The following is a 15,863-nucleotide window of genomic DNA, read 5'->3' as shown; positions in this document are numbered from 1 at the left end:
CAGTAAATTAAGTTTGGTTGGATTACGGATTTTCCGTGTCCTATGCCACTGCTTCTCCACTTGGAACGATTCGCCCCCACTAAACTTTCCGGTGCCTTTGCCATCTAACGTTGCAAGCAACGCTTCGGAAAATCTATGATTAAGTATGAATAGACGAAGCCAGCCTATAACGAGGTCAATGAAAGAAAAGCTTAAGATTATTTTTATCCCGCTGGTTGTATCGTTGGTAGGGATTGTTCTTATACTGGGATCATGGTTGTACGGTAGTTACAGTCGCTATCTTGAGAATACCGTTTCAACGGCGGAACGGGTGCTATTTGATGCCGTTCAGGAATTTGCGCAGGAACGTGTTAGCGACGGCAACGAAAACGGCGCTATGCGGACTCCTTTATTTGAAAAGCGCCTCCATGAAGAGCTTGTAAAAACGTATCCCAATGTGTCGGCCGACTCCCTATCGGAGATGATGAAGCGTGTCCGCTTAACGATGATTGCACCGATATTCCGCCCGGCCCGTTCCCCGACGCGGCCGCAGCCCCCTTTTCCACGCCATCTCCTTCCGGAATTTCTGTTCAACAAACTAACATTAGACAGTGCGTCATATAACGTGTTGCATGGTAAAATCAGCGATGCGCTGCGTAAAAATGGTATCGAGGCCGGATTTGAGCTTACGTTTGTGACACTCGACGATGGGAATTTTTTAAACGAAGATGGATATGCCTCTACCCTTACTCCGCGGCCGTTGTTGATCGATGGCGAGCAAGGGAAATTTCTGGCATTGAGATTACAGCTTCCATGGTTGAACGTGATGTATAACCTGAGTTGGCAATTGATTATTTCCGTTTTCCTTGTCGTCACCATCTTGGGTTGCTTCGTGTATCTGTTCCAAACCATTTCCAAACAGAATAAGCTTGCCACATTGAGGAAAACTTTTGTAAACCATATGACCCATGAGCTACGGACCCCCGTTGCCACGGTTTACGCGATCGTTCAGGCGTTGCAAAGCTATACCAATGAGCAGGAACAGGACAACCGGGCTGCTTTTCATCGGATAGCCAGGGAAGAGCTTGAGCGCTTATCGGATATGATCGACCATGTGCTGCAGGTGGCGGTAGACGATGATGCTTCCCGAAAGCAGTTGAACTACGAGTATATTGATATGGAAGCATTGATTACCAAATGCATTGCAAGGGTACATACGGGTGTCGAAGGCCTTGACATTCAGTTTATACGTCATCAAGCCACCACGAAATGTCTCTTGTGGGCCGATCGACTACACTTGGGGAATGTATTGACAAACTTACTTGAAAATGCCGCGAAATACGGTTCGAAAAGCATTGAAATCACCACCCGGGAATTGCGGAATAGCGGGTTCCTGGAAATTACCGTTACCGATGATGGCATGGGCATACCGGCCGCCTATCACGAGCGTGTTTTCGATCCGTTTTTTCGGGTGCCGAGCGGCAGCAGTAGTCCGCATACCCGTGGGTTCGGTTTGGGGCTGGCCTATGTCAAACAAATAATCGGCCAACACAAAGGCACCATAAAGCTGGAAAGCCAGCAAGGGTCGGGTACGACTTTTACGATCAAGATACCGAAAAACCCACAAACATGATTGATGTATTGCTAGTAGAAGACGAAGTGAAATTGGCACATGTGCTCATGGTTAGTTTAGAAACGAAAGCGTTTTGCGTAACCTATGCCGCAACGGCCACCGAAGCATTGGAATCATTCAATCAAACGAAACCCGATATCGTCGTGATGGATGTAATGATGCCCGGCATGGACGGTTTTACGTTGGCCGCAAAGATAAGGGAAACCGATGCCTCTACACCGATGATTTTTATCACTTCCCGTACGGCAACCGAAGACGTGCTCCATGGGTTTAAGGTAGGTGGTAACGATTACGTCAAGAAACCTTTTATTATCGACGAGTTGGTTGCGCGGATCACGTCGCTCGTAGGTTTGAAAAAAAGGATCAATACGATGGGACATATCCATATTGGTAGGTATACCTTGAACCCCGAAAGGCAAGTATTGCGGTATGAGCATGAAGCCCTCCAATTGTCATACCGGCAGAGTGTACTGCTCAAAATGCTGTATGAACACCGGAATACCGTGCTGCTACGCGACGAAATCCTGAAGGAATTTTGGAGTAGCGGGCAGGCAACAACCGGCCGCAGCCTCGATGTGTTCGTATGCCGATTGCGGAAGCACTTGAGCAAAGACCCCAACATTCAAATTACAACCGTAAGGGGAATTGGTTATAAGATGATGGTATAAAACAATTCTCAGCGAGCGGTAGACGTCTCTTGCGCGTTTCGCTTGCTATATTCCGAAGGCGAAATACCCAATTTTGCCTTGAAACATTTCCGGAAATAATCCGGATCGGAAAACCCGGTCATGTACGCGATCTCGTTGACGTTGAAGTGCTTGTCCCTAAGCAGCTGTTGCGCGCGTTTGAGCCTGATTTCCTTGATGATGTCGCCGACACTGAAACCTGTCAATGCTTTCATTTTCCGATACAGTTGCGTACGGCTCAACCCGATTTCGTCACAGATGTCATCCACGCTCAATCCCGGTTCTGCCAATTGGCCTTCAATGTAGGTCATCATCCGTTTGAGCAATTGTTCGTCGGGAGATACGGCGTTGAGCTTGGACGGTTCAATCGTCACTTCCCTTTTGAACTTTTCCCGTAGTTGTATTCTGATGTTCAGAAGATTTGCCATCTTGAGCGAAAGGAGCGTGAGGTTGAACGGTTTAATAACGTAATCATCGGCACCGGTTTTGATGCCTTCGATCTCATACTCGATCAAGGTACGTGCGGTCAATAGGACGACGGGGATATGGCTGGTAAGGATGTCGGCCTTTAACTTCCTGCATAGAGCAAAGCCATCCATTTCGGGCATCATCACATCGCTTACAATTAAATCGGGTGTATGTTTTACGGCCGCGGCAAGCCCCTCCACACCGGTGGCTGCTTCGATAACATGGTACTGGTTGGAAAAAAAATCGCCAAGGTACTTACGCATTTCACGGTTATCTTCAACCAAAAGCAGCGTGTAGGGCCTGCTTGGAGGTGGTGCAACGCCAGCCTGCGTGTCATCGGCAGCGGATTCCTCGTTGGTCGTTATGGCCTTCGTCCATGCCGCCATAGCTGCCTTCGGCTGCGAGGGCACCGCTGTATCGTCTACCCGGAGGGGAATCCGCACCGAAAACACCGTCCGGTTTTCGCCAATGTGTTTCCCTTCGCTTTGTACAGTAATGGTCCCGCCATGGAGTTCCACCAACGACTTGGCGTACGCCAACCCGAGGCCTGTTCCCCCCACTTTATTCGATTTTCCTTGCCGGAAGAGATCGAAAATACGTGGTAGGTCTTCCGTACTGATGCCCAAGCCATTATCGGCTACTTCGATGACGACCGATTGGGTAGGGGTCTCTTCGGTATAGACATTCACGTCGATATGCCCACCGTCGCCCGTGAATTTGAATGCATTCGACAAGAGGTTGTAAAGCACCTTTTCTAATTTGTCCGGGTCAAAATGGTTGTATACAGGGGCCGTTTCGGCCCTGGTGGTAAGCGTGATGTTCCCCAATTGGGCCATATGCTGAAACGAGTCGGCGATTTCGTGCACAAGGCCAATCACATCCCGTCTTTCGGGGGATAGCCGCTCATTGCCGGTTTCGAACCGGCGGATATCCAGCAACTGGTTGATCAGCTTGAACAGCCGGTCGCCGTTGGCCTTCATGGTCCGCAACTGGTTTTTCATGGCACCATTGTTCCCGCTGAGGCCCATCAATTGCTGGATGGGGGCGAGGATCAGCGTAAGCGGTGTCTTGATTTCGTGCGAGATGTTCGTGAAAAACTGGACCTTACTCTCGTGGTGCTGCCGCTCCTGTTCGTGGAGGATGGTCTCGTAAGCGAGTTTGCTGCTCAGCTTGGCATAGCGGACCACGTAATAGTAGAATGCATATAGCAAGCCAATGAAGACGAGAGAATAGAGGGCATAGGCCCACGTACTCGCCCAAAAGGCGGGAGCCACTGAAATTGCCAACGTTTTTGGTTCGGGGCTCCATATGCCGTCGCTATTCGATGCTTTCACTTTGAACACATAGTCGCCGGGGGATAGGTTTGAATAGGTAGCTACCCGGTGTGCCGCATCTGTGTAAATCCAGTCTTCGTCAAACCCTTCCAACATGTAGGCGTATCGGTTTCGCGCCGGGTTTGTATAGTGCAGGGCGGCAAATTCAATGGCGATGCTTTTGTCGCGGTAAGTCAATGCAAGCCTGTCAGTAAGGTGCAAAGGCTTTTTCAGAAGCACCCGCCCGTTGACTTCACGGGCCACATGGACGTGCTTATTGAGGATTTGCAGGTCGGTAAATGCGATTTGGGGAGGCCGTTGGTCGCAGGTTATGCTATCGGGGTTAAACGTGTTGTAGCCCTTATTACCCCCAAAGTATAGGTTACGCGAATGCCGGCTCTTCAATACGGCTCCTTCCAAGAATTCGTTGCTCTGCAGACCATCTTGTTGCGAATAGTTCCGAATAGCGAATGATTGCTTGTCGACCCGCGAGATGCCGGCTTTGTGGCTTACCCATAGGAATCCGTTGTCGTCTTCGGTAATGCCGGCAATCATGGCATTTGGAAGGCCGTTAGGGGAAACCGACAAATGTTGGAACGTTTGATTGGTGGGGTTGAAACGGTTTAGTCCATTCCCCGTGCCAATCCAGATATAACCATCGCTATCTTCATACAACGCATACACTCGGTTGTCACTGATGCTATTTACGGAGTCTTGCTTGTGGATGAAATGTCTTTCAAGCGTTAATTTGCCGGGGGTATCTTTATTGATTACGCTGATTCCACCGCCTTCGGTTCCCACCCAAAGTTTACCTTGCCGATCTTCCAATATAACCCAGGCATGTTCATTCAGTAACATATCGGAAGGGTCGAAATGTGTCATGCTATCCACATCCGGCACATACCGGTAAATGCCGCCCCAGGTAGCAAACCACAGTTGTTCGTCGTGGTCTTCTGTAATACCATATATTGGCGTGTATTGGGGGTCGAGCATATCAAAGTGGCGGATTTTCCCTGTCTTCGGATCGTATCTATCCAACCCTTCTTTGGTTCCAATCCATAGGTTCCCTCCTGAATCGCAATAGATGTAGCGTATCTGGTTGCTTTTCAGCGAACGGGAGTCGGTTGCGTCGTGCTGGAGGTGACGGTAGCTTCCGTCTTTCCCCACAATAGTGATTCCTTGGTCACGTGTGCCCACCCATAGATTACCCTCCGTATCTTCACATAACGTTCGAACGTTGTCGTCAATGATTGAGCGCTCGTCTGTAGGGATGTGGTAGTGATTATGGAAGGGATTGGCATGTAGGTTGGCTTTGTTGATACCGTTGCTATAGGTGCCGATCCATAAAATGTCTTGGTTGTCAAGGTAAACATCACTGACATAGGAGTCGTTCAATGAACCGCGGATGCCGGGGTTCGCTGCGTAGTGTTTATCTTTTCCGGTCGTTAAGTTGGTTTCTACAAGGGTGTTGGTTCGCCGCTCAAGCCGCCATTCATGGTTTCCGAACCGGAAAGAGGTACTCATGTGGTAATTTTTCCTAGATATCAATTTTTGTAAATCGACGGGTACCTTTTCCAGCGGAATCCGCTCAAAATCATCCGTATCGTAGTTATACTTGCAGAGTGTTTGCTCGTCAAACGTCATGACCCAAAGGTCCTGCGCTGCATCTTTGAGGATATTGTGGATACGGTTGTTGTTGATGCTTTTGGAATTTTCGGGATCATAGCGGTAGATCTTAAATTGGTATCCGTCATATCGGCACAACCCCGACCACGTGCCGAACCACATGAATCCGTATTTATCTTTTACAATGCCGTGGATCGTATTCTGTGGCAGTCCGTGTTCGGAGGTGATGTGGTCAAACCGAAGGTTGAGCGGTTGGCCGCTGCACCAAATGGCCAGCGGAATCAATAGCAATGTAATTATATATCGGTTGCACATGGACATAAAATTAGGTTATAACCGATCCAAGAATTGGAATGATGTAAATATAGGAAGGGGAAAGCGGATTTGCAACCCGGACCGACGAGAATCAATAGTGTAAATGTAAATGGAACATTTTTACTGGAAATCTGGGTCGATTTTACGGATGAACCGGTTCCTTTTCAGGTAGGTTTGCCATGTACTAACCAAGAACTGCTTAACGAACGACGACAATTTGGCGGACGAAGGCTTAAATAACCAAGTATTAAACAAAATGATCAGTATGAAAAAGTGGATTACTTCGATGGATGAGTTCAAGCGATTCTGGTGCATGCTACTGCTTGCAGCCGGTTCGATCGTTCCATCATTTGCGCAAGTAGCGCAAACGTTTACAGTGACAGGCCGCATTACCGATGCGGCGGCGGGTTCGCCGATAACGGGCGTAACCGTGTCTGTTAAAGGCCAGAAGGGCTCTGTACAATCCGACGCTGCCGGTTCCTACCGGATCAGTGCCAACGAAGGGGACGTATTGGTATTCCACTTCCTTGGATACCAATCAAAGGAAGTGGAAGTGGTCGCCGCTACATTGGATGTCGAACTCACGTCCACGATGAGCCACTTGGATGAGGTGGTGGTTGTGGGTTACAATACGGTGAAAAAAGCGGATCTGACCGGGGCTGTTGCAAGCATCGGTGCGGAGCAGGTACGCCGCATGCCGGTTACGAATGCGCTACAAGCCATGCAGGGCATGGTGGCGGGAGTAGACATTACTTCCAACGAACGGCCGGGTGAGATGGGTAGCGTGCGCGTGAGGGGCGTACGTTCGTTAAGTGCCGGCAATTCACCGTTGTATGTGGTGGATGGAATCCCGTTGGCTGCAGGCGGTATCGAGGCCCTGAACCCGTCAGACATCGAGTCGATCGATGTACTGAAGGACGCCTCGGCCACCGCCATCTACGGTTCGCGGGGAGCGAATGGGGTCATCATGGTAACCACCAAAAAGGGGAAGGAAGGCCAGCTTTCACTTAATTACCTGGCTGTTGCCACTATCGAGAACATGCACGACCGCACGCAGATGATGGATGCGGCGGAGTATATCGAGTTCAGGCGTGATGCCTACCGGCGGTTGCCCTCAGACAACCCCAATAGGTATCCCGATGAACCGACCGAGCAGGCGGATCAACGGATTTTTGGCAGCGATGCCGTTGCGTGGGCAAATGTGGCCAACGGATGGCAGAACGGTTCGTGGGATGGCAGCCGGGTGGCTACGACCGATTGGACCGGCATGGTGTTAAAAACAGGGGTCACCCATGACCATTCCCTCAATGCAAGCGGCGGTACGGACAAAATGAAAGCGTATGGCTCGTTTGGTTACCTTAATCAGGGAGGGACGATATTAGGCCAGGATTACCAGCGCTACACGGGCAAATTCGCGGTAGACCTGAACCCGGTGGAATGGTTTAAATTCGGCGGCAGCCTGGCCGCCACCTACGGCGACCAGAACTATGGCTACCAGGGCAGCGGTTCACAGGGTGCTGCAAACCTTTATTTCGCTGCCAATGGGATGCTGCCTTATGCCGTTCCCTTCGATGAACAGGGGAACCGGATTAATTTGCCGGGCGGTGATGTAAATATCCGGAACCCGATAGGCGATGATAAGTTTACCATCAATGAGCGCTATGTATTGCGTACCTTGGGCAATGTATATGCCGAGGCAACGATACTTGACGGCCTGAGGTACCGCCTGAATTTCGGCCCCGACTTCTATCATTTCAGGAATGGGAGATGGATGGATGAGCACGCTGCCGAGCGGGGCGCTGGGGAACCCGGATCGACCAATTATGCACAGCTTAATCAGACGTCCCGGTTTTCTTGGACGTTGGATAATCTCCTTTACTACGATAAAACCTTTGCCGGTAAACACGATGTGGGCGTCACCTTATTGCAGAGTGTCACGGCAAACCGTACGGAATCGTCATCCATGACGGCTACCGATTTGCCCTGGAATAGCCAGCGGTGGTACCAATTGAATTCGGTGAGCGAATTGGACGGATTTAGCACCGGTTTATCCGAATCGCAGTTGCTGTCATATATGGCCCGCGTAAATTATGGGTATGATAGCCGGTATTTGCTTACCGCATCCGTCCGTTGGGACGGGGCGTCGCAGCTTGCTGATGGCAATAAGTGGGACCTTTTCCCCTCTGCGGCTTTCGCATGGCGGATGGACCAGGAATCGTTTATGGCGGATGTGGATTGGGTGAGCCAACTGAAATGGCGTATCGGCTTCGGCAGCACCGGCAACGCAGCGATAGACCCTTATTTTACCAAAGGCGGGGTTCAGACGCTGTACTATACCTGGGGAAGCGTGGTTGAGCCGGGATATGTGTCGTCCGATGCCTCGTTGGCCAGTCCGGCACCGATGGCCAATTTAGATCTCGGCTGGGAACGGACTACGCAGTGGAACCTCGGCTTGGACTTTGGCCTCTTCCGTGGCCGCGTCAACGGATCGTTGGATGTATATACGTCAAAAACGACCGATTTGTTGTTGCAGATGTCTATTCCTTCCCTCACGGGGTATACGGCTACATGGGCCAATATCGGCGCAACGTCCAATAAGGGTGTGGATCTGTCGATCAATACCATCAATATCGAAAACGCCGATTTCACATGGACATCCAACCTGAACATAACCGCCAGCAACGACCGTATCGTCGAACTGGCCAACGGGAAGGTTGATGACGTCAACAACGGTTGGTTCATCGGCGAGCGGCTATCGGTTTACTATGATTACTTGAAAGAAGGGATTTGGCAAAACACGGCCGAGGACCTTGCTGAGATAGAGAAATTCAATGCAAACGGACACGCATTCAAGCCGGGTGACATACGGGTGGCCGATTTAGATGGCGATTACCGCATTGATGCCAACTTTGATCGGCGCATCGTTGGCCATTCAACACCGAAGTGGACGGCCGGCTTTAACAACTCCTTGCGCTATAAAGCGTGGGATTTGACCTTTTTCATCTTCGGTCGTTTCGGGTTTACCACGCTCGGTGGCGGTGAATACCTACAAGGCCGGTTCGCGCAGCGGAAATTGGATTACTGGCAGCCTGATAATCCTACAAACGAGTATCCTGCCCCTAACTACGGTAACGCCGGTGGCGACCCCTATCGGACATCCATGAACTATCAAGATGGATCATTTATCAAACTCCGGAATGTCTCGTTGGGATACACCTTACCCAAGCCGATCTCCAACAGGCTCCGGTTGGAGAATCTCAAAATCTATGCACAAGTAATGAACCCGGGCCTCTTGTATTCAAATGTGGACTGGATCGACCCGGATTTAGGAGGCTCTACGTTCAACCGCGGGTTTGTAATAGGACTGAATGTTGGTTTTTAAACATAGAATCATGAAAAGAATAACGCAATCATTAAAATGCACAGCACTGCTATGTTGTGCTACCATGGTACTTTCTTGTAAGAATTTCCTCCATGAAGATTTGATCACCGCGCGGAGCACACAGGATTTCGAAACGCAGGAAGGGCTGGAAGGTCTAGTAACGGGGATGTACCAAAGCCTTAAATTCCACTTCAATTACGAATGGGCTTACGTGACCACCAATTATGGCGTCGATGAATTCAGTGTGGGGGGTGATAGGGGCCAACAGGTTTGGAATTCCTACGATGCGGGCCTGAACTCGATAACCGGCTATGTGGCATCCATATGGGACAACATGTACGGCAATATCAACACGGCAAATATCGTTATCAAGAATATCCCACTATATTATGGCGATGGGGCCGATAAGGATACCCGGCTTGGCGAAGGGTATTTCATGCGTGCGTTTGATTATTTCAAACTGGTAAAGCAATTCGGGGGTGTGCCGCTGAAATTGGAACCGTCTACAACGGTCGAACTGATGTTTACACGCAATACCGCGCAGGAAGTGTATGAACAAATCATTGCCGATTTCAATGCGGCCTATGAGTTGTTGCCGCCCACGCCAGCACAAACGGGCCGCATTACGAAGTGGGCGGCAGCGCATTTCCTTGCAAAGGTATACTTGTTTCGTGCCAGTGAGCTGTATAGCGATTGGAATGGTGCCACCCGTGAGGCAGATCTGGAACAGGCTGTTCATTATGCCGAGCTGGTAATCAACAGCGGGTACCATACATTGGCCAATGATTTCCGTGATTTATGGAACTTTACCCAAGTGGATGGTGCTAACGAAAGTTTACCGGAAGTTATCCTTGCCGCGCAGTTTTCTGATAATGTGGCCACGCAGGGTCGGTATGGCAACCAGATCCACCTGTATTATCCTTCGGTATACCAGAATATGACGGGCATGCAGCGCGATATCCCGGGCGGAAGGGAGTTTCAGCGGATGCGGTCGACCGACTACGCCCTGGATGTGTTTGACCGTGTGAATGACTCCCGCTTTTGGAAAAGCTTCAAAACCAGCTACCGCTGCAACCGGCCCGATAACGCGCCGGTATGGAGCGCAGCATTCGCTCCAAGTACGGATTTGGTTGGAAAGCCGAAATTTTCCGGTGGGGAAGAATCCATCCTTTACATTGTGAACGACGCCGGCGATAGCCGGTATACGAGTCCAGATCCGTTGGTTGCCGACCCAAATCTCCCAACAAATATCGACAGGCGCGCACCGCATATGTTTGTCCGCTATTTTGCCGGTGAACCCCAAAACCTGAAAGGTGGGCATGGTAACTACGAGGCCAGTCGGTTCGTAGCCCTTTCAAAATTTGCCGATGGTTCGCGCGTAAGTGTGGCGTCGCAATTCGGACAACGTGACGGTATACTGGCGCGGGTGGCCGAAACATACCTTATTGCAGCCGAAGCACTCGGCAGGCTCAATAGGTTCGATGCAGCGATGCCGTATATCAACGCCCTCCGTGAACGCGCTGCTTATAAGGCGGGCGAAGACCGGTCTTTCCATTCAGACGGTGGAGCCGCATATGTGAATAATTCTGCGGCAAACACGGCGGCGTTTGTATCCTATTCCGATCGGAATACCTATTTCGAATCGAACAACATGGCGCTCACGACAGACGCCACCACGGGGGATATGCGTTTCGACGGTGTGGCCGATATCTTTAATTCAACGGATGAGTTCTATGAAGAGTTGGGTGTTTCGTCGGATGCGGACAAGTTCATCGCTTTTATCCTCAACGAGCGATCACGGGAGTTAATGGGCGAATTGATGCGCTGGGAGGACCTCGCGCGGACGAAAACCCTGGTAAAGCGGGCTACGCTATTCAACGATGAGGCAAAGCCATTGGAAAATAAGCATTACCTACGGCCAATACCGCAGAGTTTCCTCGACGCGATACAAAAGGACGGGAAACCACTCACTGCTGATGACAAAGCCGCCATGCAAAACCCGGGTTGGTAAATGCCATCGCTTTACTTATTGAAATTTACACACTGAAAAATGAATGGATTGTTAGTTTTCTTGATCGTTTTCAACACGGTTGGCATGGCTGGGGCCGTATACGCGAATGACCGCTTGCCGGGAAAGGCCGACGTACTGCAACAGCTTCGGCTTGCCAACGCATATTTCATGGAAAAATGGCCCGACCCCGGCAAGACCGTCGTAACCAACAGGGAGCGCCCCGCCAATATCTGGACACGGGCGGTGTATTACGAAGGGTTGATGGCATTGTACGCGATTGATGCTGACAAGCGCTATTACGACTACGCCGTCCAATGGGGCGAGAAACACCGCTGGTCCACAGCATACCAACCCATTACACGGAATGCCGACAACCAGTGTTGCGGGCAGACATATATCGACCTCTATCGTATCGATAACAAACCGATATATATCCAGTCGATCAAGGAAAACATTGATCGCATGGTCCATAGCGACGAGGTGGGCGATTGGGACTGGATCGATGCCATCCAGATGGCGATGCCCGTATTTACCAAGCTGGGCGTTACCTTCGGCGATAGCCGGTACTTTGATAAGATGTACGATCTCTACAGCCATGCCAAATACCGCGAAGGGGGAGAAGGGTTATATAATCCAAAAGACAAGCTGTGGTGGCGCGACAGGGATTTCGTTCCGCCTTACCGGGAACCGAACGGCGAAGATTGCTATTGGTCGCGGGGGAACGGCTGGGTGGTAGCTGCGTTGGTGCGGGTGCTGGAAGAATTGCCCGCAAGTGATCCACATTACGGTGAATACCAACAAGACCTGAAGGACATGCTATCGGCATTGGCTCCGCTGCAACGTGCGGATGGTTTCTGGAACGTCAGCCTGCATGACCCCAACCATTATGGCGGAAAAGAAACAAGCGGTACCGCGCTCTTTACCTACGGCATGGCATGGGCGTTGAACAAAGGTATGATAGACCGGCGCATATACCTGCCGGTAGTAACCAACGCCTGGAATGCATTGGTGCGTGATGCCGTGCACAGCAATGGTTTTTTGGGTTATGTGCAGGGTACGGGGAAGGAACCGAAAGACGGGCAGCCGGTAACTTATACGAGCAAACCCGACTTTGAAGACTATGGATTGGGTTGTTTCCTGCTTGCGGGAACTGAAGTGTACAAATTGACAGGTAGCTAACAGGCGTGCCAAGTCAGGATGTTGCAGGATGGGTTCAGCCTTTTTTATTGTATTATTGCCTATGATTGCTGCGCAGCGCGTAAGCATACGGCTTCCAATCGCTGGATGATGAATGGCAATCAATAGAAAAATAGAAACAAATACGATAGGATGCAACGGATCGCATTTAGGATGAAACTGATGGCGGGCTGCGAGGCAGAATACAAAAGGCGCCATGCTGCAATCTGGCCCGAACTGGCGGCCCTGTTGAAGGAAAACGGGGTTTGCGACTACTCTATCTTTTTGGACGAAGAAACCAACACGCTTTTCGCTGTGCAGAGGCAAGTAGATGACCTGTCGTCGCAGGACTTGGGCAGTAACCCGCTGATGCAACGGTGGTGGGCGTACATGGCCGATATGATGGAAACCAATGCAGATAATTCGCCGGTGAGCATACCGCTCACGGAAGTGTTTTACATGCCTTAATCAGATGAAATTGCTCCGTTATTTACTAACCGTAGGCTGTTGCGTAGGCTTTGTACAGCTGCTCCAAGCCCAGCATACGCCGTGGCCAGAAACAACTAAAACGGCCAAACCCTGGGCACGCTGGTGGTGGATGGGTAGTGCGGTGGATGAGCATAACGTTTCGCAACTGATGCAAATTTATGCGGATGCAGGGTTCGGTGGATTGGAGATTGCGCCAATTTATGGAGCAATGGATTACGAAAACAGCTACATCCCGTTCCTCTCACCGCGTTGGGTAGACATGCTGCGCCATACGGTTGCCGAAGGCGACCGTATGGACATGGGCGTGGACCTGACCACCGGCACGGGATGGCCGTTTGGCGGGCCGCAAGTGGGCGTTGACGACGCTGCAACCCAAGCCATCTTCCGGGTGTTTCACTTGGAAGCGGGCCGGTCGGTAACGGAGAAAATCATGCCCGCTGACCCTAAGCACTACTTGGCAGTGCTGCGGTCGCTTACGGCGTATAGCGACGCCGGCGAAGCGCTGTTGCTCACCGATCGGGTGGCTAGCGACGGAACGTTGAACTGGACCGCCGGTCCGGGTGCATGGGAGCTGTATGCCGTTTTCGTTGGGAAAACGGGCCAACAGGTAAAACGGGCAGCACCGGGCGGCGAAGGGTTTACGCTCAACCATTTTTCCGATACGGCACTCCACCATTACCTGGCACGCTTTGACACGGCGTTTGGCAGGAGGCCCTTGGGCGTCCGGGCACTTTACAACGACAGCTACGAGGTGTATGGGGCCGATTGGACAGATGGCTTGTATGAAACGTTCCTAGTACGGCGGGGATATGACCTGCGGTTGCATATCCGGGAATTTCTTTCGGCCGATAGTACGGACCGTATCGGCCGGATCAAGTCGGATTACCGACAGACGTTGGCCGAACTGCTGCTGGAAAGATTTACCCGACCATGGACAGCGTGGGCACACCAGCGGGGTGCTATCACGAAAAACCAGGCCCACGGTTCGCCCGGCAATCTGATCGATCTGTATGCAGCCGTGGATATCCCCGAAGTGGAAACTTTCGGTTCCAGCTTTTTCCCCATACCGGGCCTGAGACGCGACAGCGCGGATATCCGCAATGTCGATCCCGACCCCATCATGCTTAAATTTGCGTCTTCGGCGGCAGCCATCACCGGAAAGCCGTTGGTATCTTCCGAAACGTTCACGTGGCTCACCGAACATTTCAAAACCGCGTTGTCCCAGTGTAAGCCGGAAGTTGAACAGGCGTTCCTTGCAGGCGTCAACCACGTGTTTTACCACGGCATCACCTACTCGCCCGAAGCAGTGGCATGGCCGGGATGGTTGTTTTATGCATCGGTCAATTTCGTGCCTAACAATAGCTGGTGGCCGCATTTGAAGGGCCTCAACCAGTACATCACCCGTGTACAGTCTGTATTGCAAACGGGCAAGCCCGATAGCGAACTCTTGCTGTATTGGCCGGTTTACGATAATTGGGACGACCCCATGGGGAAGCTGATGCAGTTTACGGTACATAACATCGACAAGTGGCTGTATCCGACGCCCTTCTACCGGGAGGCCGCCCGACTAATGGACCACGGCTATGCGGCTGATTTCATTTCTGACGACCTGCTGTCGCACGTGTCGGTAAGCGGGGGGCTCATCCATACCTCCGCTGGCAATACGCCCTATAAGGCATTGGTGGTGCCTACGGCACGCCGTATGCCCGTAGCCACCTTGCAGAAGCTGTTGGAGCTGGTGCGGCAAGGAGCCACTGTGGTGTGGCAGGCGCTGCCCGAAGATGTGCCCGGTTTTGGCGACTACACGGCCAGGCATCGCCAATTCAACGACCTACGGGAGCAACTTCAACAAGAAAAGCGGGTGGTGATTGCGGACGACGTAATCGGCACGTTGCAATCGCTCGGCGTCAGTGGTGAGCAGCTGGCACAGCACGGGTTACGGTTTATCCGCCGTAGTGCACGCAACGGCACCTATTATTTTACGGTCAACCACGGCGCCGACGCGATCGATGAGTGGGTACCATTCCAAGCGGCAGCAAATGGGGTGGCACTGCTTTTAGACCCCCAAAGCGGCGCATTTGGCAAGGTGCGTTGCTCGGAGAAAGGTAGCCGGTACGGGATACGGGTGCAACTCCAACCGGGGGAGGCACTCGTGATCAGGTTCGGCAACGATCGGATGCGGTCCGTGCCTGCCTGGCAGTACTTTGGGAGGCGGGTGGCCGAAATAGCAGTTGACAACGGGTGGGAACTGCGTTTTGAAACAGGAGGCCCCGCCTTGCCGAAAACAGTCACATTGGATACGCTGTCCTTATGGACCACGTTTGCCGATACGGCCTACCACGTATTCAGTGGAATAGCTGCCTACGAAGGGTCTTTTGACCTTGCGGAAATAGCGGATGGCATGGCCTATGTACTTGAACTCGGCAATCTTTTCGAGAGCGCGCGTGTGTATATCAACGGTGCCGATGCAGGCATTGCCTGGAGCGTGCCTTTCCACTTGCAGGTAGGCCATCTGCTGAAGCGGGGTAGAAACACCATCCGTATCGAAGTAGCCAACCTGATGGCAAACCGCATCCGTGGTAAGGACCGACGGGGAGAGGAATGGCGCCGTTACCATGAGATTAACTTCGTGAGCATTGACTACAAACCGTTTGATGCATCGAAATGGCCTGTACAGCCCTCGGGCTTGGCGGGCCCGGTGACCATTGTGCAGTACAAATTGGAATAAAAGACGATAATATCGCGATAATATGGATTTATCCGCTTATTTTTAGCGCTGGATATG

The 15,863-nt window shown here is 51.5% G+C and carries 8 protein-coding genes; 7 read left to right on the top strand and 1 reads right to left on the bottom strand.

Annotation, left to right across the window (positions count from 1 at the left end):
* Nucleotides 1-178 precede the first annotated feature (178 nt).
* Both ACEVG1_RS00945 and ACEVG1_RS00940 read left to right on the top strand, forming a co-directional pair.
* Complete coding sequence (locus ACEVG1_RS00945) at nucleotides 179-1,612, top strand: sensor histidine kinase (protein ID WP_374741655.1); 1,434 nt, start codon at nucleotides 179-181, stop codon at nucleotides 1,610-1,612.
* Complete coding sequence (locus ACEVG1_RS00940; protein ID WP_374741654.1) at nucleotides 1,609-2,280, top strand: response regulator transcription factor; 672 nt, start codon at nucleotides 1,609-1,611, stop codon at nucleotides 2,278-2,280. The genes ACEVG1_RS00945 and ACEVG1_RS00940 overlap by 4 nt, the downstream gene beginning before the upstream one ends.
* An 8-nt stretch (nucleotides 2,281-2,288) precedes the next feature.
* Here the strand turns inward: ACEVG1_RS00940 and ACEVG1_RS00935 are convergent, their stop codons facing one another.
* Nucleotides 2,289-6,020 (bottom strand): two-component regulator propeller domain-containing protein, encoded by a 3,732-nt coding sequence (locus tag ACEVG1_RS00935; RefSeq protein WP_374741653.1) that lies wholly within the window; start codon nucleotides 6,018-6,020, stop codon nucleotides 2,289-2,291.
* Between the two features lie 265 nt (nucleotides 6,021-6,285).
* Between ACEVG1_RS00935 and ACEVG1_RS00930 the strand changes: the two genes are divergently transcribed.
* The 5 genes from ACEVG1_RS00930 (at nucleotide 6,286) to ACEVG1_RS00910 (ending at nucleotide 15,806) form a co-directional block, all read left to right on the top strand.
* Complete coding sequence (locus ACEVG1_RS00930; RefSeq protein WP_374741652.1) at nucleotides 6,286-9,402, top strand: SusC/RagA family TonB-linked outer membrane protein; 3,117 nt, start codon at nucleotides 6,286-6,288, stop codon at nucleotides 9,400-9,402.
* A gap of 10 nt (nucleotides 9,403-9,412) precedes the next feature.
* Nucleotides 9,413-11,413: a RagB/SusD family nutrient uptake outer membrane protein gene (locus tag ACEVG1_RS00925; RefSeq protein WP_374741651.1), complete on the top strand. Its 2,001-nt coding sequence runs from the start codon at nucleotides 9,413-9,415 to the stop codon at nucleotides 11,411-11,413.
* A 39-nt stretch (nucleotides 11,414-11,452) separates the two neighbouring features.
* Nucleotides 11,453-12,592: a glycoside hydrolase family 88 protein gene (locus tag ACEVG1_RS00920; RefSeq protein WP_374741650.1), complete on the top strand. Its 1,140-nt coding sequence runs from the start codon at nucleotides 11,453-11,455 to the stop codon at nucleotides 12,590-12,592.
* A 150-nt stretch (nucleotides 12,593-12,742) separates the two neighbouring features.
* The gene (rhaM, locus tag ACEVG1_RS00915; protein ID WP_374741649.1) at nucleotides 12,743-13,057 is read left to right on the top strand and encodes an L-rhamnose mutarotase; all 315 of its coding nucleotides are present in this window, start codon (nucleotides 12,743-12,745) and stop codon (nucleotides 13,055-13,057) included.
* A 4-nt stretch (nucleotides 13,058-13,061) separates the two neighbouring features.
* A complete protein-coding gene (locus ACEVG1_RS00910; protein ID WP_374741648.1) occupies nucleotides 13,062-15,806 on the top strand; it encodes a glycosyl hydrolase in 2,745 nt (914 codons plus the stop codon).
* Nucleotides 15,807-15,863: the final 57 nt, after the last annotated feature.

Origin of the sequence: Parapedobacter sp. 2B3, assembly GCF_041925275.1 — a bacterium.
GTDB lineage: Bacteria > Bacteroidota > Bacteroidia > Sphingobacteriales > Sphingobacteriaceae > Parapedobacter > Parapedobacter pyrenivorans_A.
Note: the sequence above shows the minus strand (reverse complement) of the source record. Positions and strands in the feature narration are given on the sequence as shown.